Origin of the sequence: Enterobacter cancerogenus, assembly GCF_019047785.1 — a bacterium.
Taxonomy (GTDB): Bacteria; Pseudomonadota; Gammaproteobacteria; order Enterobacterales; family Enterobacteriaceae; genus Enterobacter; species Enterobacter cancerogenus.
In genome coordinates this window covers 4,480,042-4,506,510 of the sequence record NZ_CP077290.1, presented here as the reverse complement: position 1 = coordinate 4,506,510, position 26,469 = coordinate 4,480,042, and the positions used below count along the sequence as shown (strand labels likewise).

The following is a 26,469-nucleotide window of genomic DNA, read 5'->3' as shown; positions in this document are numbered from 1 at the left end:
TCCTAACCGCAGCCAAACGCGCGGATTTATGTTGCACCCGGTGAGATGAAATTTGCTTATTCAGAGCCTTCAGGAAAGATAAAAACGTTTTCTCCGCTTTCATGTCGCGGTAGTCTCATACGTTCCGTCACAGGACGGACGCAATGTGAGTGACCTTTTCTTATACCAATAATTAAAAATCAGTACAGACAGGACAACTATGGACTCCACCCTCATCTCCGATCGTCCCGACGAGGAGACCCCTTCGCTTAACCGCGCCCGCCGCGCCGCTCTGGGCAGCTTTGCCGGGGCCGTCGTCGACTGGTATGACTTTCTGCTTTATGGCATCACCGCCGCGCTGGTGTTTAACCGCGAGTTCTTCCCCCAGATAAGCCCGGCGATGGGCACGCTCGCCGCCTTTGCAACCTTTGGTGTCGGCTTCCTGTTTCGCCCCCTCGGCGGCGTGATCTTCGGCCACTTTGGCGACCGTCTGGGGCGCAAACGCATGCTGATGCTGACCGTGTGGATGATGGGCATTGCCACGGCGCTGATTGGTATTTTGCCGTCGTTTGCCACCATCGGCTGGTGGGCGCCCGTCCTGCTGGTGACGCTTCGCGCGGTGCAGGGCTTTGCCGTCGGCGGCGAATGGGGCGGCGCGGCGCTGCTCTCCGTTGAAAGCGCGCCGAAAAACCGCAAAGCCTTCTACAGCAGCGGCGTACAGGTGGGGTATGGCGTCGGCCTGCTGCTCTCCACCGGGCTGGTGTCGCTGATTAGCCAACTCACCACCGACGAACAGTTCCTGAGCTGGGGCTGGCGTATTCCGTTTATCTTCAGCATTGTGCTGGTGATTGCCGCCCTGTGGGTTCGAAACGGCATGGAGGAATCCGCCGAGTTTGAACAGCAGCGGCGCGAAAAGCCGGAGGCAAAAAAACGGCTGCCGGTGATGGAGGCGCTAATCCAGCATCCGGGGGCGTTTTTGAAGATCATCGCCCTGCGGCTGTGCGAACTTCTGACGATGTATATCGTGACCGCCTTCGCCCTGAACTATTCGACGCAAAACCTCGGCCTGCCGCGCGAGCTGTTTCTGAATATCGGCCTGCTGGTCGGCGGCATAAGCTGTCTGACTATCCCCTGCTTTGCCTGGCTGGCAGACAGGTTTGGGCGCCGACGGGTCTACATCACCGGTGCGCTGGTTGGCACCCTTAGCGCCTGGCCGTTCTTTATGGCCCTGGAGGCGCAATCCGTCTTCTGGATTGTCTTCTTCGCCATCATGCTGGCAAACATTGCTCACGACATGGTGGTGTGCGTCCAGCAACCGATGTTTACCGAACTGTTCGGCGCGAGCTATCGCTACAGCGGCGCTGGCGTGGGGTATCAGGTGGCGAGCGTGGTGGGCGGCGGATTCACGCCGTTTATAGCCGCCACGCTGGTGACCTTCTCCGGCGGCAACTGGCACAGCGTGGCGATCTATCTGCTGGCAGGCTGCTTGCTCTCGGCCCTCACCGCGCTGCTGATGAAAGAGCCGAAGCCGCATTAGTCGGCAGCGTTTGTCCTAAACTGCATGGCTGTCTTTTGTTTCACAATCGTGTGACATACTATCGGTGAATGCCGCACACCTGTGGAACAAGGAGACAGACATGCATAATAAGGGCTCCAGCCTGACCCCGGCTCAGGCGCTGGACACACTCGACGCGCTGTACGAGCAATCCGTTAACGCGCTGCGCAGCGCCATCAGCGACTATATTGAAAGCGGCAAACTGCCCGACGAAAAGGCCAGAAGTGAGGGCCTTTTTGTTTATCCATCGATCTCCGTGACCTGGGACGGTAGCGCCAGCTCCACCCCGAAAACTCGCGCTTACGCCCGCTTTACCCACGCCGGTTGTTACAGCACGACCGTCACCCGACCGGGGCTGTTTCGCCCCTACCTGGAAGAACAGCTTACGCTGCTGTATCAGGATTACGGCGCGCACATTTCGGTGGAACCGTCGCGACATGAGATCCCCTATCCTTACGTGATCGACGGCTCCGAGCTGACGCTTGACCGATCCATGAGCGCGGGGCTGACGCGCCACTTCCCGACGACTGAGCTATCTCAGATTGGCGACGAGACGGCTGACGGGATCTATCACCCCGCCGAGTTTTCCCCGCTGTCGCATTTCGATGCCCGCCGCGTCGATTTCTCGCTGGCGCGCCTGCGTCACTACACCGGCACGTCCGCAGAGCATTTCCAGCCTTTCGTGCTGTTCACCAACTACACCCGCTACGTTGACGAGTTTGTCCGCTGGGGCTGTAGCCAGATCCTCGACCCCGACAGCCCGTACATCGCCCTCTCCTGCGCGGGCGGTATCTGGATCACCGCCGAAACCGAAGCGCCGGAGCAGGCCATTTCAGACCTGGCGTGGAAAAAGCACCAGATGCCCGCCTGGCACCTGATCACGGCTGACGGCCAGGGCATTACGCTGATTAACATTGGCGTGGGGCCTTCCAACGCGAAAACGATCTGCGATCACCTGGCAGTGCTTCGCCCGGACGTCTGGCTGATGATCGGCCACTGCGGCGGCCTGCGTGAAAGCCAGCTGATTGGGGACTACGTGCTCGCCCATGCGTATCTGCGTGACGACCACGTGCTTGACGCAGTGCTGCCGCCGGATATCCCGATCCCGAGCATTGCCGAGGTTCAGCGCGCGCTATACGACGCGACCAAAGAGGTGAGCGGCATGCCAGGCGAAGAGGTGAAGCAGCGCCTGCGCACCGGGACGGTGGTCACCACCGACGATCGCAACTGGGAGCTGCGCTACTCCGCCTCTGCGCTGCGTTTTAACCTGAGCCGTGCGGTCGCCATCGATATGGAGAGCGCCACCATTGCCGCGCAGGGATACCGCTTCCGCGTGCCTTACGGCACGCTGCTGTGCGTCTCGGATAAACCCCTGCACGGTGAAATCAAGCTCCCGGGCCAGGCCAACCGTTTCTACGAAGGGGCGATTTCGGAGCATTTGCAAATCGGCATCCGTGCCATCGATTTGCTGCGTGCTGAAGGTGATAAGCTGCACTCCCGTAAGCTGCGCACTTTCAACGAACCGCCGTTCCGCTAAGAACGTTAAGGAAAAACCATGCACACACCCTCTCCGCTCTCTGCCCTGCGACAGTGGCTACAGCAAAACCATCTCGACGGGATGATCGTCCCGCGCGCCGATGCCTGGCAAAGCGAATACTGCGCGCCCTACGATGAAAAGCTGGCCTGGCTGACGGGCTTCGACGGCTCCGCCGGGCTGGCGCTGGTGTTGAAAGACAGAGCGCTGCTGTTCGTTGATGGCCGTTATCAGGTGCAGGCGCGGGTTCAGGTCAATATGGACGAGGTGGAGATCCACCACCTGCACAACGAACCGCTGGCCGGGTGGCTGGCGGAAAACGTGGCTGCGGGCACGCGCATCGGATTTGAGGCGATGCTGATGACCCACGCAGACGTTACACAACTGTCGGCCACCGTGTGTGAGCTGGTGCCGCTGAGCGGCTCGCCATTCGATACGCTCTGGACCGACCGCCCTGCCGCCCCCGCAGGGCCAATCCGCGAGATGCCGCTGGCGGTCAGCGGCGAAAGCAGCGCCGACAAGCGCCAGCGCGTCGCGGCTGTTCTTGCCGACAACGAGGCCGATTATCTGGCGGTAACCTTGCCGGATAACATCGCCTGGCTGCTGAACGTCCGCGGGTCCGACATTCCGACCAGCCCGGTTCCGCTGTCATTTGCCCTGCTGAGCCGTGACGGCTCGGTTGAGTGGTTTGTCGATGACATTAAGCTCAGCGGATTACCGGCCCCGGTGCGTGACGCGTTTAGCGTTTCACCGCAGGATACCTTTATCGATCGCTGCCAGCAGCTCGCCCAGGGCAAGCGGGTGATCGTCGACCCTGACACCGCTCCGGTCGCCCTGCGTTACGCCATCGAGCCGCAGGGAGAGATCGTCTGGCTGACCGATCCTGTCACCCTGATGAAAGCCCATAAAAACCCGGTTGAGCTGGCGGGATATCGGGAGTGTCATCATCAGGACGGTGCGGCGTGGGTGAACTTCCTGGCCTGGCTGAGCCGCGAAGTGCCTGAGCGCGCCGCGTCCGGCCAACCGCTGACTGAACGGGAGGTTCAGGCAAAGCAACTCGCTTTTCGCAAGCAGCAGCCGGGGTTTGTTGAGCCGAGCTTTGCGACGATCTCAGCCTCCGCCAGCAACGCGGCGATGTGCCATTACCACGCGAGCGAAGCCAGCAACAAGCCGATTGGCCATAACCATTTTTATCTGAATGATTCCGGCGGTCAGTACCACAACGGCACTACAGACGCCACGCGCACCCTGGCATGGGGCAAAGTGGAGCCGCAGCAGCGCCTGCACTATACCGCCGTATTCAGAGGCTTTTTATCGCTGATGACGCTGCAATTCCCGTCCGGCAGCCACGGGCACCAGCTGGATGCATTTGCGCGCCGTCCGCTGTGGGAAATGGGGCTGGATTACGATCACGGGACCGGGCACGGCGTGGGGCACCAGTTGTTGATCCATGAAAACCCGCACCGTATCGCGAAAAAGGTCAACCCGTGGCCGCTGGTGGCGGGCAACATTATGACCATTGAGCCAGGGTACTATCTGGCTGAAAGCCATGGGATACGCATTGAGAATCAGGTGGAAATCACAGAAAGCCGTCCGGGTTTCTGTCAATTTGCCTCGCTGACGCTGATCCCGATTGACCTGAACCAGGTTGAACTGCAGTTGTTAACCGAGCAGGAGAAAGAGTGGCTGGATGAGTATCACCAGCAGGTTCGGGAGGCGCTCTCCCCGCTCGTGGAGAGTGATGCACGACCGTGGCTGTTTGAAGCAACAGCACCGATTCGGGTGAACCGCTAGCGCGGTTTGTTGCCCGGTGGCGCGACGCTTACCCGACGATATCACCGAGCGCAGAAAAGCAAAAAGCCTGCTTTAAAAGCAGGCTTTTTAAATTTGGCTCCTCTGACTGGACTCGAACCAGTGACATACGGATTAACAGTCCGCCGTTCTACCGACTGAACTACAGAGGAATCGTGTGAACGGGGCGCATATTATCGATGCTCCCCGATGATGTCAAAGGCAGAATGCAGATTTCCGATCGTTTGCCGATTTATTCTCCACTTCGTGCATTTGTCAGACGTTCTTCAGGTTCTGAGAGAGCACGCTCTGCTTTTTTGCGCGGGTATTTCCACAACCAGCGCCCGCTTACCATCCGCCAGTAGAACAGCGCGCCGCGCACAGCCCAGTCGAGGAACATCCCCAGCCAGACGCCGACCACGCCCATGCCGAGTACAATCCCGAGCGTGTAACCCGCCACCACGCGACACCCCCACATCCCGAGCATCGAGACCCACATCGCAAAGCGGGCATCGCGTGCGCCTTTCAGCCCGGCGGGCAGCACCCAGGATGCCGCCCAGATCGGCATAAACGCGGCGTTGAGCCAAATCAGGATCTTCACGACCTCTTTGACATCATTTTCATGGGTGTAAAACGAGGCCATTAATCCGGCGAAAGGCGCGGTTCCCCAGGCTATCGCCGTCAGGCCGATGGTAGAGAGCCAAAAAACGTGTCGCAGCTGCCGTTCCGCCTGCGCAATCTGCCCTTTTCCGAGCCGTTTCCCGGTAATGATGGTCGACGCGGAGCCCAGGGCGTTACCCGGCAGGTTAATGAGCGAGGCGATGGAGAACGCGATAAAGTTACCGGCAATCACATCGGTGCCCATGCCCGCAACAAACATCTGGGTCAGCAACTTGCCGCCGTTGAACAGCACCGACTCGATGCTGGCCGGGATCCCAATCCCCATCACTTCCCAGATAATGGCGAAATTGAGCGGACGAAAATAGCTTTTGAGTGTCAGGCGCAGCGACGGCGTAATGCCGGTCATCAGCACACCGACAATCGCCGCCGCGCCGATATAGCGTGAAATCGTCAGCCCCAGTCCGGCACCGACGAAGCCCAGCCCGTCCCAGGAGAAAATCCCGTAGATAAGTACGCTACTGATGATGATATTCAGGATGTTCATCCCGCCATTGATCAGCAGCGGAATTTTGGTGTTGCCCGCCCCGCGCAGCGCACCGCTGCCGATTAAGGCGATAGCGGCAGCCGGGTAGCTTAAGACCGTCATTTCCAGGTAGGTGAGCGCGAGCTCCTTAACCTCGTTTGTCGCCTCGCCTGCGACGATATCGATAATTTCCTTGCCGTAATAGTGGATCACCGCCGCCAGAATTATCGAAAACAGGGTCATGATCATCAGCGACTGCCGGGCCGCCTCGCGGGCGCGCTTCGGATCGAGCTTGCCGAGGCTGAAGGCCACGACAACCGTGGTACCCAGGTCGATAGCGGCAAAAAAGGACATCACCACCATATTGAAGCTGTCTGCCAGGCCGACCCCTGCCATCGCCTCTTTGCCTAACCAGCTCACCAGGAAGGTGCTCAGCACGCCCATCAGCAGAACGCAGGTGTTCTCCAGGAAAATGGGAACGGCAAGGGGGGTGATTTCTCGCCAGAACAGAACACGATAACTTTTACGTTTTGCATACCATGGCGTACGCATGATCGCCTGGCGTAGGGGGGCGGTGACGTTCAAAATGGACCTTAGCGAGAAAGTTGAAACTCCATTTCAAATGATGAGGCAGAAAAGGCTATCCTGCAAAGTATTTTCCATAAAAAATTTGTTTGAATTTACAACTAACTGACGACAGAATCAGCAATCAACCGCGGTTTGCAAAGAACAGGTTTGACAAAAGTTTTTTCGCCGTTAATATGTGCCTCCACAACGATTCCTCTGTAGTTCAGTCGGTAGAACGGCGGACTGTTAATCCGTATGTCACTGGTTCGAGTCCAGTCAGAGGAGCCACATTCTGAAAAGCCTGCTTTTAAAGCAGGCTTTTTGCTTTTCTGCGTTCGGTAACATTGTCGGGTAAGCATCGCGCCACCGGGCATCACCCCATGCACAGGGGAAATAAAAAAGGCCCTCTGTCACCAGAGAGCCTTTTTAACACCTGTCAGGGATTACTCGCTTTTAACTTCAGGGTTTTTCATTTCACCCATCGCTTTCAGCTTTTTAGAAATCTCACGACGTTCTTTTGAGATCTCAGCGTTTTTGATGATGTAGTCATCAACGCGGTCTTCGTAATCGCTTTTCATGCTGGCGATGATGCCCTGAATGGCTTCCACGCTCATGCCTGGCTTGATGTAGTCGCTCAGGTTGTCCAGCAGCAGTACGCGTTTTTGGTTGTCACGGATCTTCTTCTCAACGTCCTGGATTTCACGCTGCAGTTTGTTTTTGCGGCGGAACAGGCGGACGAATTCCAGAACATCCTGGAACGAAGGCTTGGTAGTTTCCATTTTTACACCCCTGATAATGTGAGAGTCGGATTCGTTAATGCCACCGTTGTAACAGACAGCGACGGCGAATGACAATGAGTATATCGTTTAAGACTATCATAACCCCAATTGATGCTGAATCGAAGCAGCAGGCATCACATATGGCGATGGCTGCTTTTTATTTGCGCAGTGCCCGGCAGATAAGATGCGAGAGCAACTCCAGCTGCCGCGCCAGTTCCATGCTGAGCCAGACATAGCCATGAATCGGCGTTTCTGCCACGTTGTCCCCCTGCCGCTCGTTCATCAGCACCTTCAGCTCGGCCACGATCTCATTCAGGCGCTCGCTGTTCGCCAGAATCGGCTGCGGATTCCCTTCGTAAAGCGCATGAGCGATGGTGAGCAGCGTTTGCTGGGTCATCTGCTGCGTCTCTCTCAGTGTGTGTGCGTTGAGCATCAGCAGATGGCTGGGACGCGACGCCCAGTGGGCATTGATTTGCAGTTCGAGCATGCACACCAGGTTGCGGCTCACCGTCTGGATAGCTTCGAAAATGGCTTTCTGAATATGGGTTTCTTTGCTGGCAGGCGTAATCAGGCCGCGCATCTTAACCACGTCATTCAGGATTTTTTGCAGATGTTTTTCCAGACGCGGACGCTCGACCAGGTTGGGGGAAAACCCCGCCTGATACACGCGGTTGAACGCGGTAACGTAGTTGGCCATCTGGATACGCCAGTGGAGAAAGGCGCGCTGCGGCCAGATACCGGTAAACAGCATAGCCAGAAGTGACCCGAGGATGACATCTCCGCTTCGCCACAGTGCGGTCGTCATGTCACCTGCGGGCGCACCGACAACCACCGAAAGGGTTATACCGATTAGCAGTGCCTGATACGGTTTTTTCCCCAACGCCAGCCAGCCGCAAAGAAACATCGCCGCGGCACACCACAGCAGCATAACGGGGAAGGAGATCAGCTCCAGTTTGAGCGCGATAAGTCCCAGCGCAGAACCAAGAACCGTGCCGCCAATACGTTCAAACGCGCGTGGTACCACGTTCCCCCAGAAGGAGATAGGCCCCATGATAACCACCAGCGTAATCAGCGGCCATGTCCCTTCCGGAACATTCAACAAACGCACCAGCACAAAGGTCAGAATAAACGCCAGCGCGATACGAAGGCCATGCACCACGCGGTAATGTTTGTACAAGCGAATTTCAAAAGGCGTTAAAGATTTGTCGGGACGCACACCCGCTCTCCAGCTAAACGGCAAACCGCGATTGTACTGTGTTTTCAGCCGGGCGAAACGCCCCCGGCTGAAAAAACCCTGCGTTTACTGGGTCAACCCGCCTTGTGCTCTACCGGGACATACATTTCGATGTCCCAGTAGCCATCCGCGTTGCCATCGTTCAGATAACGTTCAAAACAGGGTTTGGGTGCAATTTGATAGTGATTATCCTGCAAAAGAGAATTGAAGAACTGGTACCAGGGCGTCGCGAAATCATGCTCCTCAACGCGGGCGCTTGCCACCGCGTAGTCCCCGGCGGCGATTTCGGTCAGCATCACCCCTTCACTGTTGTCAGGAATGACGAACGCCTCCGGCACCGTAATGGCCGTGTCGCAGCGCAGTTTTTCCGCCGGGACTTCGTCCGGATTGTCATAGTAGACGGCTACCCATTCGAGCGGCTGGATTTGACGCCCCTCCACCCACATGCCTAACTGCTCAAAGCCCTGCTTAACGGTTTTCTCCCACGGTCCCACCAGGTGAAAGCCCGCGATTTTACGTTTCTGCTGCTGCGTGATGCTGTAGTCCATGCCGCCTCCGGTTTCACTGTATATTCATACACTGTAAAGCAAATGGCCTGTTTTCGACAAACGCGGAGTGTTTATTATGCGAGCAGACTCGCAACCCTGCCAGTCTGCCCGAGGGACGTGTGGTGTGGGGTTAAAGCGTGTGGTGCAGGTAATCCCCTAAACGGGAGAAGAATCCGCCTTTATTCACCGGTTCCAGCGTCACTAATGGCCAGTGGGCCACCACTTTGTCACGATCGTACAGCTGGATCTCCCCTACCCGCTGATGGGCCGCGAGCGGAGCCTCCAGCTCTTTTTTGTCCAGGACGTATTTGGCCTTGATGCTAGGCACTTCCGTCTTCGGCAAGGCCAGCCAGAAATCCTGATCCGTTCCCAGCTCAACCTGCTCTTTATCTCCGTACCAGATGCGCTCGGTCCCGACTTTTTTTCCGTTATGCAGGATCTGCACCGTATCGAAATTTTGCTGGCCCCAGTGCAGCAATTTACGCGCCTGATCTTCACGCCCTTTTGGGCTGTCGGCCCCCATAACGACCGCAATAAGACGGCGCTGACCGTCCACCGCCGAGGCGATCAGGTTAAAGCCTGCTCCGGACGTATGCCCTGTTTTCAGGCCGTCGACGTTCATGGTTTTATCCCACAGCAGGCCGTTACGATTCTGCTGGGTAATGCCATTCCAGGTCAGGCTCTTTTCGCTGTACATATGGTAGAACTCAGGCTCGCCGTGAATGATGGCCCGGGAAAGCACGGCAAGGTCGTACGCTGAGCTGTGCTGGCCGGGGGCATCCAGCCCATGCACCGTTTCGAAGTGGGTATCGCGCAGGTTTAGCTTTTGCACGTAGTCGTTCATCATGTTCACGAACTGCGGCTGACCGCCCGCGACGTGATCCGCCAGCGCGACGCAGGCGTCGTTACCGGAATCCACGATCAGCCCGCGGCTTAAGTCACGCACCGTGACGCGATCACCGGGTTTCAGGAACATCAGCGAGGAGCCGTCAAACACCGGGTTACCCTTCGCCCACGCGTCACGGCCCACGGTAACGATGTCATCAGGCGTAATACGATGGCTATCAATGGCGCGATCGACGACATACCCCGTCATCAGCTTGGTCAGGCTCGCCGGGTTGCGCTGCTGGTGTTCATTGCCTGCCGTTAAAATCTGACCCGTGGTGTAATCCATCAATACCCAGGACCCGGCCTGAATGGCGGGAGGCTGCGGCGAAAAATCCAGCGGATCGGCAGCCAGCGCAGATGAAATGCTCGAAGCGAGTAAAGAAACAGCAATAAACAGACGGCGTTTCAACGGTATATCCTCAGGTCATTAAAAATCGTTGACCTTTTTACGGGAGTTCTGATGTCGTTACTTGCCTTAATTGCAAAAAAATGTGACAGAGAGCATATTTTTCCTCAGGCCCGCTCGCAAATTTCATCCCTGACGGCGCTTTTTATTCGGCCTCTCCCCTGCGATCGTTTACCATAGAGACGTCAATTTTTAACAGGATGGTATCACTGGTGTCTGACTCTGACGCGCGCCCTACTTTTTTATTCCACGATTACGAAACCTTCGGCACGCACCCGGCGCTTGACCGCCCGGCGCAGTTCGCCGCCATCCGCACCGATGAGAATTTCAACATCATCGGCGAGCCGGAGGTTTTTTATTGCAAGCCCGCCGATGACTACCTGCCACAGCCTGGCGCGGTGATGGTGACCGGCATTACGCCACAGGAAGCGCGGGACAAAGGGGTTAACGAGGCCGAATTTGCTCGCCGTATCCACGCCCTTTTCACCGTTCCGAATACCTGCGTGGTGGGCTATAACAACATCCGTTTCGATGACGAAGTGACGCGCAATATCTTCTATCGCAACTTCTACGATGCCTACGCCTGGAGCTGGCAGAATCGCAACTCGCGCTGGGATTTACTGGATATCATGCGTGCCTGCCATGCGCTACGCCCCGAGGGGATCACCTGGCCAGAAAATGAAGAAGGGTTAACCAGCTTCAGGCTGGAACACCTGACGCGCGCAAACGGCATTGAACACAGCAATGCCCACGACGCCATGGCCGATGTCTATGCCACGATTGCCATGGCGAAGCTGGTAAAAACGGCGCAGCCGCGTCTGTTTGACTATCTGCTGAGCCATCGCAGCAAGCAGAAACTTATCACCCTGATTGATGTGCCGCAGATGAAACCGCTGGTCCACATTTCCGGCATGTTTGGCGCATGGCGGGGGAATACCAGCTGGGTCGCTCCGCTGGCATGGCATCCCGATAACCGAAATGCGGTCATTATGGTCGATCTGGCGGGCGATATTTCTCCGCTGCTGGAACTCGACAGCGATGCATTGCGCGAACGGCTGTATACTCCGAAAGACGCGTTGGGTGACGTGCCCGCCGTTCCGGTGAAACTGGTGCATATTAATAAATGCCCGGTGCTGGCACAGGCCAATACGCTGCGCCCGGAAGACGCCGACAGGCTGGGCATTAATCGCCAGCACTGCCTGGATAATTTGAAAGTGCTGCGCGATAACCCGCAGGTGCGCGAGAAAGTCGTCGCCATCTTTGCCGAGGCAGAGCCGTTCGTGCCGTCTGAAAACGTGGATGCGCAGCTCTATAACGGCTTCTTCAGCGATGCTGACCGTGCAGCAATGAACATTGTTTTGCAAACCGAGCCGCGTAATCTGCCGGCGCTGGATATTACCTTCGCTGACAAGCGCATCGAGAAACTGATGTTTAACTATCGGGCGCGTAATTACCCTGGCACGCTGGATGAGGCAGAGCAGGAACGCTGGTTGCAGCATCGTCGTAATATCTTCACGCCGGAATTCCTGCAACGCTACGCAGAAGAGCTGGAGATGCTGTACAGCCACTATAACGGGGATGCTGAAAAACAGGCGCAGTTGAAAGCGCTGTATCAGTATGTCCAGGAAATTGTCTGAGGAAATGCAGGCATAAAAAAACCGGAGGCAATGGTCTCCGGTTTTTTTTTATGGGTTACGTATCAGGCAACGTCTTCGTACTGAGGTACGGGATTTCGGAAGCTTTTGGTTACGCAGGCCAGGTAGATTAAACCAATAGCCGCCCAAATCAGACCCAGAACCATTGAGCTCTCTTCCAGGTTTACCCACAGCGCACCCACGGTCAGCGCGCCGCACATTGGCAGGAACAGGTACTGGAAGTGGTCTTTCAGCGTCTTGTTACGCTTCTCGCGGATCCAGAACTGCGAAATCACGGAGAGGTTTACGAAGGTAAACGCCACCAGTGCCCCGAAGTTGATCAGCGCCGTCGCCATCACGAGGTCAAAGTTAATCGCTAACAGCGCGATAGCCCCAACCAGAATGATGTTCATTGCTGGCGTGCGCCATGTCGGGTGGACATAGCCAAAGAAGCTTTTCGGGAACACGCCGTCACGACCCATTACGTACATCAGACGCGCAACGCCCGCATGTGCAGCCATGCCCGACGCCAGAACGGTGATGGTAGAGAAGATCAGCGCCCCGACCTGGAACACTTTACCCGCCACGTAGAGCATGATTTCCGGCTGAGACGCATCCGGATCCTTAAAGCGCGAGATATCCGGGAAGTACAGCTGCAGGAAATAGGTGGCGAAGATAAAGATCAGTCCACCGATCAGCGCGGTCAGGAAGATAGCGCGCGGAATAACACGCTCTGCGTCTTTCGTCTCTTCCGACAGGTTGCTGATGCCGTCAAATCCGGTAAAGGAGAAGCACAGGATCGTCGCCCCGGTAATCATCGGAATGACATGCGCATCACCAGACCAGAAAGGTTTGCTGCTCGCCAGGGTTCCCGCACCTTCACCGTGGAAGACGCCATAGATCACCATACCGAGAATAACGGCAATCAGCACTACCTGAAGCACCACGATAACAGAGTTAAAGTTGGCAACAGACTTGATGCTACGCAGGTTGAAAGCGGTCATAAAGGCCACCAGCGCAATCACGAATACCCACGAAGGTATCGATGGCACCAGGGCTTCAAAATAAATTTTTGCCAGTAAGATGTTGATCATCGGTGCGAACAGATAGTCGAGCAGCGAAGACCAACCCACCATAAAGCCAACGGTCGGGCTAATGGATTTCTGGGCATAGGTGTAGGCGGAACCGGCAGACGGATAGCGACGCACCAGCTTACCGTAGCTCAGCGCGGTAAACAGGATCGCGATCAGCGCGAAGGCGTAAGCCGTCGGAACGTGACCGTCTGTGAGGCCTGAAACGATACCAAATGTATCGAACAGCGTCATTGGTTGCATATAGGCAAGGCCCATCATAACAACCGGAAATAGCGTAAGCGTCTTACGTAATTCCACGCGAGAGGTGTTTGGAGTTGCATTATGCGACATTGGATGTCTCCTTAACGGTGATACCCGCCGCGTAAGCGAATGATTGCCCCATTTTCTGTATTCCTCAGCGACAACAACTGTCGGATTTTAGTAAATATCTATCCGGTACGAAGCCCGGCCTCTTGGTTTTTAGTTTCGTTTCGTACATGCAAAAAAAAATAACCGACGCCTTTTATATCGTCGATTATTCATTTGTTTGCAGCGGCGGCATTTTGCCCTATTCAAGAGGCAAAAGGCAATAGATTGAGAAACCCATCAATAAAATAATTTAACTAATTGCTTGAATTACCTTACTCAAGCTGAGTGTAAACGGCAGCAATAGCACTATTTGCTAAAATTTCATCCCGCCACCAGGCGCTCGCCAGCCCGGCGGTTTGTTCATTCCAGCCAACCCACACCGACTCATTACTGTTTTGGGCGATAACCTGTTTCTCGACCAGCGCCCCGCTTTCGATAAACCGCTGCGCGAGATAGCGCGGGAGGTATCCGCAACCCAGGCCGCTAATTTGCAGCTCGAGCTTGGTTTTAAAATCAAACACGGTGATTGCCTCCTGCTCGTCCAGCAGCTGCGACGATATAGCGCACTCCGCACGGGAGCTGTCCCCAACCACGATAGCGCGGAATCCTTTAATCACCCGCCGGTTGATGGGGTCAGGTTCGTTCGCCAGCGGGTGATGCGGTGCGACGACAAACACCTGGTCGAGCACGCCCAGACGGGCAAAACCGTAATCGCTGAGCTGGGGAGGTTCATGCAGCGCCCCGACGATGATATCCGCCCTTCCCTGGGTTAACGCATCCCAGGAGCCGCCCAGCACGCCGTTGATAAATACCAGCCGCGTCACGCTATGGCGCTGATAGAACGCTTCGATAAGCGGGGTCAGAAGAGAAAACGGAAAGGTATCATCAACGCCAATGACCAGCTCATTTTCCCAGCCCTGGTGCAGTTTAATCGCCTGCTTTTCAAGCTCGCGAACGGTATGGAGCACGTCGCGCCCCTTCTCCAGCAGCATTTGCCCCGTACGGGTAAAACGCGCGCGGTGACCGGAGCGGTCGAGAATCTGGATATTGAGATCGCTCTCCAGCTTGTGAACGGTGTAGCTCAGCGCAGAAGGCGTTTTAAAGAGCTTCGCTGACGCCGCAGCGAAGCTCCCCTCTTTTTCCAGCGCGTCCAGAATAATGAGAACATCCAGCAGCGGTTTCATGTTCGCCCCCTTGCGGTGTGCGAGTAACCCCGCTGATGGCATTACTCCATGGGCATAACCATCGGGTCGGGGTACTGATACTCAAACCCCAGCTCATGGCATATACGGTTGCCATCAATGATTTTGCCTTTCCCTTCTCCCCCTTCACTGCTGAAGACCGGGGGCGCCAGGCCAAGCTGGCGAGCCATGAGCGGATAAAATGTCTGACGCGCCGGGTGAGAAGGCGCACATATATTATAGATGTGACCGCCTTTTGGAGCCTGTAACAACAGTTCGATTGCGCCAATAACGTCATCAAGATGCACAAGATTGACGCCCTGCTGCCCGTCCGGGGCTGATTTTCCGGCAAAGAAACGGCCCGGGTGACGTCCCGGCCCCACCAGCCCGGCAAGGCGCAAAATATCGACCTGGGTGCCCGGCAGGTTATGCAGCCAGTCTTCCAGCTCCTTCAGCACCTGACCACTGGCAGTGACAGGATGACGTTCTGTGGTCTCCTTCGCCGTCCCGTCGATGTTCCCGTAAACGGAGGTCGAGCTGGTAAACAGAATGCGCGGAATATGATGCGCGAGCGCGCTATCGACAATCTCCTGTACCGCCTGGCGGTAAAAGGTCTCTCCAGGCCCACTGCGGCGCGCCGGTAAGGTGATCACCAGCGCGTCGACGTTCATCAGGGCGTCCAGGTCATCGGTATCACAGATCAACTCCGGTTCAAGGCGCAGCTCGACGCCCTCTATCCCGCACATTCTGGCAGCTTCCACCCCGTCCAGCGTGGTTTTACTGCCAGTCACCTGCCAGCCTTTCGCGGCTAATGACATCGCCAGCGGCATTCCCAACCACCCTAAACCGACAATTGCGACCTTTTTCATGTCCATTCTCCAGGCTTACTCACGTTTCTATTAAGGCTACGCCAGCACCGCTGATCACACAATTCATAGCATCAATATGAAATGAATTAATGATTAAAAAAAGCCCTTGCAAAGCAGCGTATAAGTGGTTTAGGTTAAAAGACATCACATGAATAAGCATTCATAGAGAAATTACATGACACGCGTTCAATTTAAACACCACCATCATCACCATCATCCTGACTAGTCTTTCAGGCGATGTGTGCTGGAAGACGTTTGGATCTTCCAGTGGTGCATGAACGCAACAAAAAGCCCCCGGAAGATCCTCTTCCGGGGGCTTTTTTTTGGACCAAATTCGGACAGGTTAACGAGGAATAAAGAATGTTAGATAACTCACGTTTACGCATAGCTATTCAAAAATCAGGCCGTTTGAGCGACGATTCACGCGAACTGCTGGCTCGCTGCGGAATTAAAATCAATTTACACACCCAGCGTCTGATTGCTCTGGCTGAAAATATGCCTATCGATATTCTGCGCGTACGTGATGACGATATTCCCGGGCTGGTAATGGATGGCGTGGTTGACCTCGGTATCATTGGTGAAAACGTGCTGGAGGAAGAACTGCTGACCCGCCGCGCGCAGGGCGAAGATCCACGCTATTTCACGCTCCGCCGCCTCGATTTCGGTGGTTGCCGCCTGTCGCTGGCTACACCGGCGGACGAAGCCTGGGACGGCCCGGCCGCGCTCAATGGCAAACGTATCGCCACCTCTTACCCGCACCTGCTCAAGCGTTACCTCGACCAGAAAGGCGTGCAGTTTAAATCCTGCCTGCTGAATGGCTCCGTTGAAGTCGCCCCGCGTGCGGGCCTGGCAGACGCCATCTGTGACCTCGTCTCTACCGGCGCAACCCTTGAAGCAAACGGCCTGCGTGAAGTGGAAGTGATTTACCGCTCCAAAGCCTGCTTGATCCAGCGTGACGGCGAGATGGACGATGCCAAGCAGCAGCTCATCGACCGCCTGTTAACCCGTATTCAGGGAGTGATTCAGGCCCGAGAATCAAAATACATCATGATGCATGCACCAACCGAACGCCTGGATGAAGTCATTGCTCTGCTGCCGGGCGCTGAACGCCCAACCATTCTGCCGCTGGCGGGGGATCAGCAACGCGTCGCCATGCACATGGTCAGCAGCGAAACCCTGTTCTGGGAAACCATGGAAAAACTCAAGGCGCTGGGGGCAAGCTCCATTCTGGTGCTGCCCATTGAGAAGATGATGGAGTAACGGCCATGAGCTTTAATACCATTATCGACTGGAATAGCTGCACTGAAGAGCAGCAAAGTGAATTACTGATGCGCCCGGCTATTTCTGCCTCTGAGGGTATCACCCGCACCGTCGCGGAGATCCTCAACAACGTCAAAGCCCGTGGTGACGACGCGCTGCGCGAATACAGCGCAAAGTTCGACAAAACCGAGGTTGGCGCGTTAAAGGTGACCGAACAGGAAATCGCCGAGGCGGAAAAGCGCCTCGGCGACGAGATTAAACAGGCGATGGCGGTGGCGGTAAAAAACATCGACACCTTCCACACCGCGCAAAAAATGCAGACGGTGGACGTAGAAACGCTGCCAGGCGTTCGTTGCCAGCAGGTTACGCGTCCGGTTGCCTCGGTTGGCCTCTATATTCCCGGCGGCTCCGCCCCGCTGTTTTCCACCGTATTAATGCTGGCTACCCCGGCGCGTATCGCCGGTTGTCAGAAAGTGGTGCTCTGCTCCCCGCCTCCGATTGCCGATGAAATTCTGTATGCCGCTAAGCTCTGCGGCGTGCAGGAAGTGTTTAAAGTGGGCGGTGCGCAGGCCATCTCAGCTCTGGCGTTTGGTACGCAATCCGTACCCCGGGTCGATAAAATTTTCGGGCCAGGAAATGCGTACGTCACCGAAGCCAAGCGTCAGGTGAGCCAGCGTTTCGACGGCGCGGCCATTGATATGCCTGCGGGTCCATCAGAAGTGCTGGTGATTGCCGACAGCGGAGCCACGCCGGATTTTGTTGCCTCTGACTTGTTGTCTCAGGCGGAACACGGCCCGGATTCGCAGGTGATTTTGCTGACGCCGGATGCCGATATGGCAAAACGCGTGGGTGAAGCCGTTGAGCGCCAGCTTGCCGATCTGCCCCGCGCCGAAACGGCCCGCCAGGCGTTATCCGCCAGCCGCCTGATTGTGGCCCGCGATGTTGAACAGTGTATTGCCATTTCTAACCAGTACGGCCCTGAGCACCTGATCGTTCAGACCCGCAACGCGCGCGAGCTGGTCGACAGCATTACCAGCGCCGGCTCGGTCTTCCTCGGCGACTGGTCCCCGGAATCCGCGGGTGATTATGCATCAGGAACCAACCACGTGCTGCCGACGTACGGCTATACCGCAACCTGCTCCAGCCTCGGCCTGGCAGATTTTCAGAAACGTATGACCGTGCAGGAGCTTTCCCGCGAGGGCTTTGCCTCGCTGGCCTCGACCATTGAGACGCTGGCTGCCGCCGAGCGCCTGACCGCCCACAAAAACGCCGTTACGCTACGCGTGGCCGCCCTGAAGGAGCAAGCATGAACATTGAAGATTTAGCCCGTGAAAATGTCCGTCGACTGACGCCCTATCAGTCCGCGCGCCGTCTGGGCGGCAAAGGTGACGTCTGGCTAAACGCCAACGAATTTCCGACGGCGGTCGCCTTCGAGCTGTCTCAGCAGACGCTGAACCGCTACCCGGAGTGTCAGCCCAAAGCGGTGATTGAGAACTACGCTCAGTACGCAGGCGTCAAGCCCGAGCAGGTGCTGGTCAGCCGCGGGGCCGATGAAGGGATTGAACTGCTGATCCGCGCCTTCTGCGAGCCGGGCAACGATGCGGTGATGTTTTGTCAGCCTACCTACGGCATGTACAGCGTAAGCGCGGAAACCTTTGGCGTGGCGTGGCGCAACGTGCAGGCGCTGGACGACTGGCAGTTGGATCTGCAGGGCATCGCCGATAATCTTGACGGCGTGAAGGTGGTCTTTGTTTGTAGCCCCAATAACCCAACCGGGCAAATTATCAACCCTCAGGATATCCGCACCCTGCTTGAGTTGACCCGCGGCAAAGCGCTGGTGGTGGCCGATGAAGCTTACATTGAGTTTTGCCCACAGGCGACGCTGGCCGGCTGGCTTGCAGAGTATCCACACCTGGTGGTGCTGCGTACGCTGTCGAAAGCCTTCGCCCTGGCGGGCCTGCGCTGTGGCTTTACGCTAGCCAACAAAGAGGTGATCGACCTGCTGCTGAAAGTCATCGCCCCCTATCCGCTTTCTACGCTGGTGGCTGATATCGCCGCTCAGGCGCTGACCCCGCAGGGCATCAACGCTATGCGCGAGCGCGTGGCGCAGATCCTTGAAGAACGTCAGTACCTGATGACGGCCCTGAAGGCTATTCCATGCGTAGAGCAGGTGTTCGACTCCGAAACCAATTACATCCTGGCCCGCTTTACCGCCTCAAGTGCCGTGTTTAAATCTTTATGGGATCAGGGCATTATCTTACGTGACCAAAACAAACAACCCTCTTTAAGCGGCTGCCTGCGTATTACCGTGGGGACCCGTGAAGAGAGCCAGCGCGTTATAGACGCCCTGAAAGCGGAGACAGTATGAGCCAGAAGTATCTCTTTATCGATCGAGACGGGACCCTTATCTCGGAACCCCCTGCCGATTTTCAGGTCGATCGTTTCGACAAGCTGGCTTTTGAACCCGACGTCATCCCGGTTCTGCTCCGGCTGCAAAAAGCGGGCTTTAAGCTGGTGATGATCACGAACCAGGACGGTCTGGGTACCGCCAGCTTCCCGCAGGCAGACTTTGATGGCCCGCATAACCTGATGATGCAGATCCTGACCTCGCAGGGCGTGGCGTTTGATGAAGTACTCATCTGTCCGCACCTGCCTGCCGACGAATGCGACTGCCGTAAGCCTAAAGTGAAGCTGGTTGAACGTTATCTTGCCGAAGAGGCGCTGGATAAGGCCAACAGCTATGTGATCGGCGACCGCATCACCGACATTACACTGGCCGAAAACATGGGTATTACGGGGCTGCGCTACGACCGCGCCAGCCTCAACTGGGCAACGATTGGCGAGCAGTTAACCCAACGTGACCGCTACTCGCACGTGGAACGCAACACCAAAGAAACCCAGATTGACGTAAAGGTCTGGCTCGATCGCGAAGGCGGCAGCAAGATCCACACCGGCGTGGGTTTCTTCGATCATATGCTGGATCAGATTGCGACCCATGGCGGCTTTCGCATGGAAATCACCGTCAAAGGTGACCTGTACATCGACGATCACCACACCGTGGAAGATACCGGCCTGGCGCTGGGCGAAGCGCTGAAGCTGGCGCTGGGTGACAAGCGCGGCATTAATCGCTTTGGTTTTGTCCTGCCGATGGACGAATGTCTGGCGCGTTGTGCGATGGATATCTCCGGTCGTCCGCATCTGGAATATAAAGCAGACTTTACCTATCAGCGCGTCGGCGATCTGAGCACTGAGATGGTTGAGCACTTCTTCCGCTCGCTTACCTACACCATGGGTCTGACGCTGCACCTTAAAACCAAAGGCAAGAACGACCATCATCGCGTGGAAAGCCTGTTCAAAGCCTTTGGCCGCACGCTGCGCCAGGCCATTCGTGTTGACGGCGATGCACTGCCCTCGTCGAAAGGAGTGTTGTAATGAACGTGGTGATTCTGGATACCGGATGCGCCAACCTGAACTCGGTGAAATCGGCAATTATGCGCCACGACTACGAGCCGCAGGTCAGCCGCGATCCTGAAGTGGTGTTACGCGCAGACAAACTTTTCCTGCCGGGCGTGGGGACCGCGCAGGCGGCGATGGACCAAATCCACGAACGTGAACTCGCGGACCTGATCAAAGCCTGTACTCAGCCGGTACTGGGGATTTGCCTGGGTATGCAGCTTCTCGGGCGTCGCAGCGATGAGTCGAACGGTGTCGACCTGCTGGGCATTATTGAAGAGGATGTGCCTAAGATGACCGACCACGGTCTGCCCTTGCCGCACATGGGCTGGAACCGCGTCTATCCAAAAGCGGGCGATCGGCTGTTTCGCGGTATCGACGACGGCGCGTACTTTTACTTCGTGCACAGCTATGCCATGCCGGTAAATACGTACACCATCGCCCAGTGTAGCTACGGCGAGGCCTTCACCGCCGCGGTGCAAAAAGATAACTTCTTTGGCGTGCAGTTTCATCCGGAGCGCTCCGGCGCTGCAGGCGCGCAGCTGCTGAAAAACTTCCTGGAGATGTGATGATTATTCCCGCTTTAGATTTGATTGACGGCACGGTTGTGCGTCTCCACCAGGGCGATTACGGCCAGCAGCGCGACTACGGTAACGACCCGCTGCCGCGCCTGCAGGATTATGCGACCCAGGGGGCTGAAGTTTTACACCTCGTCGATCTGACCGGCGCAAAAGATCCGGACAAGCGTCAGATACCCTTGCTCAAGAAACTGGTCGCCGGTGTGGCTATCCCGGTGCAGGTTGGCGGCGGCGTGCGTACGGAAGAGGACGTTGCGGCCTTGCTGGACGCAGGCGTGGCGCGCGTGGTGGTGGGTTCAACCGCAGTGAAAGATCCTGAAACCGTCAAAGGCTGGTTCCGCCGCTTTGGCGCGGATGCGCTGGTGCTGGCGCTGGACGTGCGTATCGATGCAGAAGGCAATAAACAGGTTGCCGTCAGCGGCTGGCAGGAAAACTCCGGCGTAACGCTGGAGGCGCTGGTCGAGACATATCTCCCTGTTGGCCTGAAGCACGTGTTGTGTACGGATATTTCCCGCGACGGGACGCTGACAGGCTCCAACGTCGAGTTATATGAAGAGGTCTGCGCCCGTTATCCGCAGGTCGCGTTCCAGTCTTCTGGCGGTATCGGTGATATCGGTGACGTTGCCGCCCTGCGCGGCACCGGCGTGCAGGGCGTGATTGTAGGACGCGCTTTACTGGAAGGTAAGTTTACGGTGACGGAGGCAATTCAATGCTGGCAAAACGGATAATCCCCTGCCTGGACGTACGTAACGGCCAGGTGGTAAAAGGCGTGCAGTTCCGCAATCACGAGATCATCGGCGACATCGTGCCGCTGGCAAAACGCTACGCCGAAGAAGGCGCAGACGAACTGGTCTTTTACGATATCACCGCCTCCAGCGATGGACGCGTTGTCGACAAAAGCTGGGTGGCGCGCGTGGCGGAAGTGATTGATATTCCCTTCTGCGTGGCAGGCGGGATTAAATCCGCAGACGATGCGGCCAAAATTCTCTCTTTCGGCGCTGACAAGATTTCAATCAACTCCCCCGCTCTGGCTGACCCGGACCTCATTACCCGCCTGGCTGACCGCTTTGGCGTACAGTGTATTGTGGTAGGGATCGACACCTGGTACGACGATGCAACGGGCAAATATCACGTCAACCAGTACACAGGTGACGAAAGCCGGACCCGCATCACCCAATGGGAAACGCTGGACTGGGTGGAAGAAGTGCAGAGACGTGGCGCGGGCGAGATCGTGCTCAACATGATGAACCAGGACGGCGTGCGTAACGGCTACGATCTGGAGCAGCTCAAAAAGGTGCGTGCGGTATGCAACGTCCCGCTGATTGCCTCCGGCGGCGCGGGAACTCAGGAGCACTTCCTGGACGCCTTCCGCGTGGCGAACGTCGACGGCGCGCTGGCTGCCTCCGTGTTCCACAAACAGATTATCAATATTGGTGAGTTAAAAGCGTACCTGGCAGCTCAGGGCGTGGAGATCAGGTTATGTTAACAGAACAACAACAGAAACAGCTGGACTGGGAAAAAACGGATGGCTTACTGCCCGTAGTTGTGCAGCATGCCGTATCAGGCGAAGTGTTGATGCTGGGCTATATGAACAAGGACGCGCTGGCGAAAACCATCGACAGCGGCAAAGTGACCTTTTTCTCACGGACAAAACAGCGCCTGTGGACCAAAGGGGAAACCTCCGGTCATTTCCTCAATGTTGTCAGCATCACGCCGGACTGCGATAACGACACGCTGCTGGTGCTGGTAAACCCGATTGGCCCGACCTGCCATAAAGGCACCAGCAGCTGCTTCGGCGAAACGAGCCACCAGTGGCTGTTCTTATACCAGCTGGAACAATTGCTCGCCGAGCGTAAAACGGCCGATCCTGAAAGTTCCTACACGGCGAAGCTTTACGCCAGCGGAACCAAGCGTATTGCGCAAAAAGTTGGTGAAGAAGGCGTTGAGACCGCGCTGGCCGCGACGGTGCATGACCGGGATGAGCTGACCAACGAGGCGTCTGATTTGATGTATCACCTGCTGGTCCTACTACAGGATCAAGAGCTGGATTTAACGGCGGTGATAGAGAATCTCCGCAAGAGACATAAATAAAAAGACCGGGGAGACCCGGTCTTTTTTTTGCCTGTGAATCAGGCTTTTGGTTTGTAGTTTCGCAGCGCGTTGCGGCCCAGTACGACTGCTGAACCGATAATCCCGCCAAGCAGTACGGCGAGGATCAGGGTGATGGCTTTTTTCGGGCTATCGCGACGGACGGGCAGGTTAGGCTTCATAACGTAGCGATAAACGTGAATGCTGTCTGGATTCACATTGAGGTTCTGAATATCCAGCAAGTTCTGTTTAGTCTGGTAGTAAGCACCAGAGAAGACCAGCGGACGCGAGGCTTCGTTATCAATCATAGATTTCAGCGCTTCGCTGCCCAGCAGGAACATCGTTTCCTGAGTGACATCCTGAGTTTGCTGAATTTGCGGGGTGGTAATTTTCGCCGCTTCAGCGTTTTTAAGCGCCTCAGAGATCTGTTTGATGCGCAGATCTTTCTGCTCCTGAGAAACCTTCTCCTGGTTTTCCAGAGAGTCTTTCAGGGTGGTGATCTGCTGCTTGATGTTGTCTTTAAGGTCGACGGTCAGCTCTTTTGCGGTCTGCTCGTCAACCTGCTGAATATACTGGGCAAGCTGCTTTTGTGCGGCTTCCGCAGATTCAGCCTCATAGCTTACCGTCAAAGGCAGCGTTTGTCCTTTTACCGTAGGCTCGATGGTCAATTTTTCAGGTTGGTCCTGATTTTCAAGCGCCTGAGATAACGCGGAGAAGGAGGAGTTGAAACGACCGATCGCGCGAGTCTGAATATCGAGCATTGACGGCGCTGCGCCGCCGTAAAGAATATTCAACGCATTAGTGTACGTGGCGATTTGTGCCGCATCAGGCTGGGCAATGATGGCGGATGAGGTCCATTTCTCTTTTGCGACCGTGATATATACGCCAGCTAAAACGATAAAAACAGCGATGAATGCCCCGATTACCCACTTTCCGCGCCAAAGTTGCAGCACTAAATCAAGTAAATCAATTTGCTCCGGGTCCGTACTGCGCGTGACCAGGCTATTGTTGTTTTGCGTCATACAATCCCTAACAGATAAAAGGGCAAAAAAATTATGTTTACGTAGTTTATCTGTTACTGCGGATTTTTCTATAGGAATTCGATGAGTTATATCGTAAAGATGCGTTATGTAACTTATGCGTTACGCGCTATCATAGACAAATTCTGATGCCTCAGGCATCAACAAGAACGAAGCGTTAACGAGGAAAGATATGAAATTTTTGGTAACGGGCGTAGCAGGCTTTATCGGTTCACATGTCAGCAAGCGACTACTAGACGCAGGCCATCAGGTCATCGGCATTGATAATCTGAATGACTATTATGATCCGAACCTAAAGCTGGCACGTCTGAATCTGCTCAACGCCGATAATTTCACCTTCCACAAGCTGGATTTAGCCGACCGTGAAGGCATGGCCGCGCTTTTCGCCAACGAGAAATTTGACCGTGTGATCCACCTGGCCGCTCAAGCTGGCGTACGCTACTCGCTGGAAAACCCGCACGCCTATGCAGATGCTAACCTGGTTGGTCATCTCAACGTGCTGGAAGGCTGCCGCCACAATAAGGTTCAACACCTGCTTTACGCCTCTTCCAGCTCCGTTTATGGGCTCAACCGTAAGATGCCTTTCTCTACGGACGATTCAGTGGATCACCCTGTTTCACTGTATGCGGCAACCAAAAAGGCCAATGAGCTGATGTCGCATACCTATTCTCATTTGTACAACCTGCCAACGACCGGCCTGCGCTTCTTTACTGTGTACGGCCCGTGGGGGCGTCCGGACATGGCGCTGTTCAAGTTCACCAAAGCGATGATCGAAGGTAAGCCGATTGATGTTTACAACTACGGCAAGATGAAACGTGACTTCACCTACATCGATGATATCGCTGAAGCGATCATCCGCCTGCAGGATGTGATCCCTCAGGCCGATGCGAACTGGACCGTCGAGACCGGTTCGCCAGCGACCAGCTCCGCACCATATCGCGTCTATAACATCGGCAACAGCTCGCCTGTCGAGCTGATGGATTACATTACCGCGCTGGAAGACGCGTTAGGTAAAGTGGCAGAGAAAAACATGATGCCCATCCAGCCCGGTGACGTGCTGGAAACCAGCGCCGATACAAAGGCGTTATATGACGTGATTGGTTTTAAACCGCAGACCTCGGTTAAAGACGGAGTGAAAAACTTTGTCGACTGGTACCGTAATTTCTATAAGGTTTAATACAAAAAAACCCGGCGCATGAGCCGGGTTTTTTACATGCGGTAGACGGGAGATTAGTCGCTACCAAACAGATCGCGGGTATAAACTTTAACCGCCACGTCTGCTAGCTCTTCCGCCATACGGTTCGAGATAATCACATCCGCTTCTTTCTTGAAAGCGTCCAGATCGCGCACCACGCGGGAGTGGAAGAACTCGTCTTCCTGCATCGCGGGTTCATAGATGATGACCTGCACGCCTTTCGCCTTAATACGCTTCATGATCCCCTGAATGGAAGACGCGCGGAAGTTATCGGAGCCGCTCTTCATAATCAGGCGATACACGCCCACCGTCTTCGGCTGACGCGCAAGGATCGAATCGGAGATGAAGTCTTTACGCGTGCGGTTGGCATCAACGATGGCAGAGATCAGGTTGTTCGGCACCGCCTGATAGTTAGCCAGCAGCTGCTTGGTATCTTTTGGCAGGCAGTAACCGCCGTAGCCAAACGACGGGTTGTTGTAGTGGTTGCCAATGCGCGGGTCGAGGCACACGCCTTCGATGATTTGGCGGGTGTTCAGGCCCAGACTCTCTGCATAGCTGTCCAGCTCGTTGAAGTATGCTACGCGCATAGCCAGATAAGTATTCGCGAACAGCTTGATCGCCTCGGCTTCGGTGGAGTCAGTGAACAGTACCGGAATATCTTTCTTAATTGCGCCTTCCTGCAGCAGTGCGGCGAAGCGCTCCGCACGCTCAGAGCGTTCACCGATCACAATACGGGACGGGTGCAGGTTATCGTATAACGCCCTGCCCTCGCGCAGAAACTCTGGCGAGAAGAAGACATTATCAATACCCAACTCTTCTTTAATCGATTTTGTGAAGCCTACCGGAATGGTCGATTTGATGATCATCACCGCTTTTGGGTTGATTGCGATAACATCTTTGATCACCGCCTCCACGGTTGATGTGTTGAAGTAGTTAGTTTTAGGGTCGTAATCCGTTGGTGTGGCGATGATGACGAAATCTGCGTTGCTATAGGCGTCTTCTTTGTCCGTCGTTGCACGGAAATTCAGCGGTTTGTTGGCAAGGTATTCCTGGATTTCTTTATCGACAATTGGGGATTGCTTTTGATTAAGCATATCCACTTTGGACTGAACGATATCCAACGCCACCACTTCATGGTTTTGTGCGATCAGAATGCCGTTTGATAGGCCTACATAGCCTGTTCCGGAGATAGTTATTTTCATTCGTTCAACTTCTTCAAGTTTAAGTTTCAGGAGGCGTAAGCACACCACCGCAATAAACAACTGTTGAGGTTTTTACCTCTTATGTTGAGCGGCTGTCAAGGC

Annotated in this window: 24 protein-coding genes, 2 tRNA genes, 1 pseudogene and 1 other annotated feature; of the genes and pseudogenes, 15 read left to right on the top strand and 12 right to left on the bottom strand. The window is 55.6% G+C overall.

The features are described 5' to 3' along the window. Positions 1-199: 199 nt before the first annotated feature. The 3 genes from shiA to I6L58_RS21235 all read left to right on the top strand — a co-directional run bounded on the left by shiA (position 200) and on the right by I6L58_RS21235 (position 4,862). Positions 200-1,516, top strand: coding sequence for a shikimate transporter (shiA, locus tag I6L58_RS21245; protein ID WP_088208167.1), 1,317 nt, complete (start codon positions 200-202; stop codon positions 1,514-1,516). Between the two features lie 100 nt (positions 1,517-1,616). Then, positions 1,617-3,071, top strand: coding sequence for an AMP nucleosidase (locus I6L58_RS21240; RefSeq protein WP_088208166.1), 1,455 nt, complete (start codon positions 1,617-1,619; stop codon positions 3,069-3,071). Between the two features lie 18 nt (positions 3,072-3,089). Further along, positions 3,090-4,862: an aminopeptidase P family protein gene (locus I6L58_RS21235; protein ID WP_088208165.1), complete on the top strand. Its 1,773-nt coding sequence runs from the start codon at positions 3,090-3,092 to the stop codon at positions 4,860-4,862. Between the two features lie 94 nt (positions 4,863-4,956). On the opposite strand, the gene I6L58_RS21230 is transcribed toward I6L58_RS21235, so the two are convergent. Together I6L58_RS21230 and emmdR are read right to left on the bottom strand one after the other, a co-directional pair. Then, positions 4,957-5,032: transfer RNA gene (locus I6L58_RS21230), tRNA-Asn, on the bottom strand. Between the two features lie 80 nt (positions 5,033-5,112). Further along, positions 5,113-6,620, bottom strand: a pseudogene (gene emmdR / locus I6L58_RS21225) (multidrug efflux MATE transporter EmmdR). Positions 6,621-6,782: 162 nt separating this feature from the next. Between emmdR and I6L58_RS21220 the strand changes: the two are divergent. Beyond that, a tRNA-Asn gene (locus I6L58_RS21220) sits at positions 6,783-6,858 on the top strand. A 155-nt stretch (positions 6,859-7,013) separates the two neighbouring features. Here the strand turns inward: I6L58_RS21220 and I6L58_RS21215 are convergent. From I6L58_RS21215 to dacD, 4 genes are all read right to left on the bottom strand, one after another. Then, positions 7,014-7,349 (bottom strand): DUF496 family protein, encoded by a 336-nt coding sequence (locus I6L58_RS21215; protein ID WP_006176265.1) that lies wholly within the window; start codon positions 7,347-7,349, stop codon positions 7,014-7,016. A gap of 157 nt (positions 7,350-7,506) precedes the next feature. Then, entirely contained in the window at positions 7,507-8,565 is a 1,059-nt protein-coding gene (locus I6L58_RS21210) for an FUSC family protein (RefSeq protein WP_042320169.1), read from the bottom strand. Between the two features lie 92 nt (positions 8,566-8,657). Further along, positions 8,658-9,131 carry a DNA gyrase inhibitor SbmC gene (gene sbmC, locus I6L58_RS21205; protein ID WP_006176267.1) on the bottom strand — a complete coding sequence of 158 codons (474 nt, stop codon included), beginning with the start codon at positions 9,129-9,131 and terminating at the stop codon, positions 8,658-8,660. A gap of 130 nt (positions 9,132-9,261) precedes the next feature. Next, positions 9,262-10,428: a serine-type D-Ala-D-Ala carboxypeptidase DacD gene (gene dacD / locus I6L58_RS21200; RefSeq protein ID WP_088208163.1), complete on the bottom strand. Its 1,167-nt coding sequence runs from the start codon at positions 10,426-10,428 to the stop codon at positions 9,262-9,264. Positions 10,429-10,625: 197 nt separating this feature from the next. Here dacD and sbcB point away from each other — a divergent pair, with 197 nt between their 5' ends. After that, entirely contained in the window at positions 10,626-12,062 is a 1,437-nt protein-coding gene (gene sbcB, locus I6L58_RS21195) for an exodeoxyribonuclease I (protein ID WP_390881698.1), read from the top strand. 62 nt (positions 12,063-12,124) lie between these two features. On the opposite strand, the gene plaP is transcribed toward sbcB, so the two are convergent. The 4 genes from plaP to I6L58_RS21175 all read right to left on the bottom strand — a co-directional run bounded on the left by plaP (position 12,125) and on the right by I6L58_RS21175 (position 15,551). Beyond that, the gene (gene plaP, locus I6L58_RS21190; protein ID WP_042320177.1) at positions 12,125-13,483 is read right to left on the bottom strand and encodes a putrescine/proton symporter PlaP; all 1,359 of its coding nucleotides are present in this window, start codon (positions 13,481-13,483) and stop codon (positions 12,125-12,127) included. After that, positions 13,473-13,535 (bottom strand): membrane protein YoeI, encoded by a 63-nt coding sequence (yoeI, locus tag I6L58_RS23065; RefSeq protein ID WP_127463541.1) that lies wholly within the window; start codon positions 13,533-13,535, stop codon positions 13,473-13,475. The genes plaP and yoeI overlap by 11 nt, the downstream gene beginning before the upstream one ends. A 238-nt stretch (positions 13,536-13,773) precedes the next feature. After that, entirely contained in the window at positions 13,774-14,685 is a 912-nt protein-coding gene (locus tag I6L58_RS21180; RefSeq protein ID WP_088208161.1) for a LysR family transcriptional regulator, read from the bottom strand. Between the two features lie 41 nt (positions 14,686-14,726). Beyond that, on the bottom strand, positions 14,727-15,551 hold the full coding sequence (locus tag I6L58_RS21175; RefSeq protein WP_058610117.1) for an SDR family oxidoreductase: 825 nt from the start codon (positions 15,549-15,551) through the stop codon (positions 14,727-14,729). A gap of 175 nt (positions 15,552-15,726) precedes the next feature. On the opposite strand from I6L58_RS21175, the gene hisL reads away from it, so the two are divergent. The 9 genes from hisL (at position 15,727) to hisIE (ending at position 22,933) form a co-directional block, all read left to right on the top strand. Further along, on the top strand, positions 15,727-15,777 hold the full coding sequence (hisL, locus tag I6L58_RS21170) for a his operon leader peptide (RefSeq protein WP_001364200.1): 51 nt from the start codon (positions 15,727-15,729) through the stop codon (positions 15,775-15,777). After that, positions 15,753-15,876, top strand: a sequence feature (His leader region). (Overlaps the previous gene by 25 nt.) Before the next feature lie 35 nt (positions 15,877-15,911). After that, complete coding sequence (gene hisG, locus I6L58_RS21165; RefSeq protein ID WP_006176273.1) at positions 15,912-16,811, top strand: ATP phosphoribosyltransferase; 900 nt, start codon at positions 15,912-15,914, stop codon at positions 16,809-16,811. 5 nt (positions 16,812-16,816) lie between these two features. Beyond that, positions 16,817-18,121 (top strand): histidinol dehydrogenase, encoded by a 1,305-nt coding sequence (gene hisD / locus I6L58_RS21160; RefSeq protein WP_088208160.1) that lies wholly within the window; start codon positions 16,817-16,819, stop codon positions 18,119-18,121. Further along, positions 18,118-19,179, top strand: a complete 1,062-nt coding sequence (hisC, locus tag I6L58_RS21155) for a histidinol-phosphate transaminase (protein ID WP_088208159.1) — start codon at positions 18,118-18,120, stop codon at positions 19,177-19,179. The genes hisD and hisC overlap by 4 nt, the downstream gene beginning before the upstream one ends. Further along, positions 19,176-20,243, top strand: coding sequence for a bifunctional histidinol-phosphatase/imidazoleglycerol-phosphate dehydratase HisB (gene hisB / locus I6L58_RS21150; protein WP_088208158.1), 1,068 nt, complete (start codon positions 19,176-19,178; stop codon positions 20,241-20,243). Before hisC ends, hisB begins: the two co-directional genes overlap by 4 nt. Continuing rightward, positions 20,243-20,833: an imidazole glycerol phosphate synthase subunit HisH gene (gene hisH, locus I6L58_RS21145; RefSeq protein ID WP_088208157.1), complete on the top strand. Its 591-nt coding sequence runs from the start codon at positions 20,243-20,245 to the stop codon at positions 20,831-20,833. Before hisB ends, hisH begins: the two co-directional genes overlap by 1 nt. Then, positions 20,833-21,570 carry a 1-(5-phosphoribosyl)-5-[(5-phosphoribosylamino)methylideneamino]imidazole-4-carboxamide isomerase gene (gene hisA / locus I6L58_RS21140; RefSeq protein WP_088208156.1) on the top strand — a complete coding sequence of 246 codons (738 nt, stop codon included), beginning with the start codon at positions 20,833-20,835 and terminating at the stop codon, positions 21,568-21,570. Before hisH ends, hisA begins: the two co-directional genes overlap by 1 nt. Beyond that, positions 21,552-22,328 carry an imidazole glycerol phosphate synthase subunit HisF gene (gene hisF, locus I6L58_RS21135; protein WP_088208155.1) on the top strand — a complete coding sequence of 259 codons (777 nt, stop codon included), beginning with the start codon at positions 21,552-21,554 and terminating at the stop codon, positions 22,326-22,328. Before hisA ends, hisF begins: the two co-directional genes overlap by 19 nt. Beyond that, positions 22,322-22,933 carry a bifunctional phosphoribosyl-AMP cyclohydrolase/phosphoribosyl-ATP diphosphatase HisIE gene (hisIE, locus tag I6L58_RS21130; protein ID WP_088208154.1) on the top strand — a complete coding sequence of 204 codons (612 nt, stop codon included), beginning with the start codon at positions 22,322-22,324 and terminating at the stop codon, positions 22,931-22,933. Before hisF ends, hisIE begins: the two co-directional genes overlap by 7 nt. 38 nt (positions 22,934-22,971) lie before the next feature. Here the strand turns inward: hisIE and wzzB are convergent, their stop codons facing one another. Next, the gene (gene wzzB / locus I6L58_RS21125; protein WP_088208153.1) at positions 22,972-23,952 is read right to left on the bottom strand and encodes an LPS O-antigen chain length determinant protein WzzB; all 981 of its coding nucleotides are present in this window, start codon (positions 23,950-23,952) and stop codon (positions 22,972-22,974) included. A gap of 190 nt (positions 23,953-24,142) precedes the next feature. Here wzzB and I6L58_RS21120 point away from each other — a divergent pair, with 190 nt between their 5' ends. After that, positions 24,143-25,147 (top strand): NAD-dependent epimerase, encoded by a 1,005-nt coding sequence (locus tag I6L58_RS21120; protein ID WP_088208152.1) that lies wholly within the window; start codon positions 24,143-24,145, stop codon positions 25,145-25,147. A gap of 53 nt (positions 25,148-25,200) precedes the next feature. On the opposite strand, the gene ugd is transcribed toward I6L58_RS21120, so the two are convergent. Beyond that, entirely contained in the window at positions 25,201-26,367 is a 1,167-nt protein-coding gene (gene ugd / locus I6L58_RS21115; protein ID WP_088208151.1) for a UDP-glucose 6-dehydrogenase, read from the bottom strand. Between the last annotated feature and the right edge of the window lie 102 nt (positions 26,368-26,469).

Excerpts from the sequence above, each read along its gene's own strand:
- shiA (WP_088208167.1), top strand. The coding sequence starts at position 200 with ATGGACTCCACCCTCATCTCCGATCGTCCCGACGAGGAGACCCCTTCG.
- I6L58_RS21240 (WP_088208166.1), top strand. The coding sequence starts at position 1,617 with ATGCATAATAAGGGCTCCAGCCTGACCCCGGCTCAGGCGCTGGACACA.
- I6L58_RS21235 (WP_088208165.1), top strand. The coding sequence starts at position 3,090 with ATGCACACACCCTCTCCGCTCTCTGCCCTGCGACAGTGGCTACAGCAA.
- I6L58_RS21215 (WP_006176265.1), bottom strand. The coding sequence starts at position 7,349 with ATGGAAACTACCAAGCCTTCGTTCCAGGATGTTCTGGAATTCGTCCGC.
- sbmC (WP_006176267.1), bottom strand. The coding sequence starts at position 9,131 with ATGGACTACAGCATCACGCAGCAGCAGAAACGTAAAATCGCGGGCTTT.
- sbcB (WP_390881698.1), top strand. The coding sequence starts at position 10,626 with ATGGTATCACTGGTGTCTGACTCTGACGCGCGCCCTACTTTTTTATTC.
- plaP (WP_042320177.1), bottom strand. The coding sequence starts at position 13,483 with ATGTCGCATAATGCAACTCCAAACACCTCTCGCGTGGAATTACGTAAG.
- I6L58_RS21180 (WP_088208161.1), bottom strand. The coding sequence starts at position 14,685 with ATGAAACCGCTGCTGGATGTTCTCATTATTCTGGACGCGCTGGAAAAA.
- I6L58_RS21175 (WP_058610117.1), bottom strand. The coding sequence starts at position 15,551 with ATGAAAAAGGTCGCAATTGTCGGTTTAGGGTGGTTGGGAATGCCGCTG.
- hisG (WP_006176273.1), top strand. The coding sequence starts at position 15,912 with ATGTTAGATAACTCACGTTTACGCATAGCTATTCAAAAATCAGGCCGT.
- hisD (WP_088208160.1), top strand. The coding sequence starts at position 16,817 with ATGAGCTTTAATACCATTATCGACTGGAATAGCTGCACTGAAGAGCAG.
- hisC (WP_088208159.1), top strand. The coding sequence starts at position 18,118 with ATGAACATTGAAGATTTAGCCCGTGAAAATGTCCGTCGACTGACGCCC.
- hisB (WP_088208158.1), top strand. The coding sequence starts at position 19,176 with ATGAGCCAGAAGTATCTCTTTATCGATCGAGACGGGACCCTTATCTCG.
- hisH (WP_088208157.1), top strand. The coding sequence starts at position 20,243 with ATGAACGTGGTGATTCTGGATACCGGATGCGCCAACCTGAACTCGGTG.
- hisA (WP_088208156.1), top strand. The coding sequence starts at position 20,833 with ATGATTATTCCCGCTTTAGATTTGATTGACGGCACGGTTGTGCGTCTC.
- hisF (WP_088208155.1), top strand. The coding sequence starts at position 21,552 with ATGCTGGCAAAACGGATAATCCCCTGCCTGGACGTACGTAACGGCCAG.
- hisIE (WP_088208154.1), top strand. The coding sequence starts at position 22,322 with ATGTTAACAGAACAACAACAGAAACAGCTGGACTGGGAAAAAACGGAT.
- wzzB (WP_088208153.1), bottom strand. The coding sequence starts at position 23,952 with ATGACGCAAAACAACAATAGCCTGGTCACGCGCAGTACGGACCCGGAG.
- I6L58_RS21120 (WP_088208152.1), top strand. The coding sequence starts at position 24,143 with ATGAAATTTTTGGTAACGGGCGTAGCAGGCTTTATCGGTTCACATGTC.
- ugd (WP_088208151.1), bottom strand. The coding sequence starts at position 26,367 with ATGAAAATAACTATCTCCGGAACAGGCTATGTAGGCCTATCAAACGGC.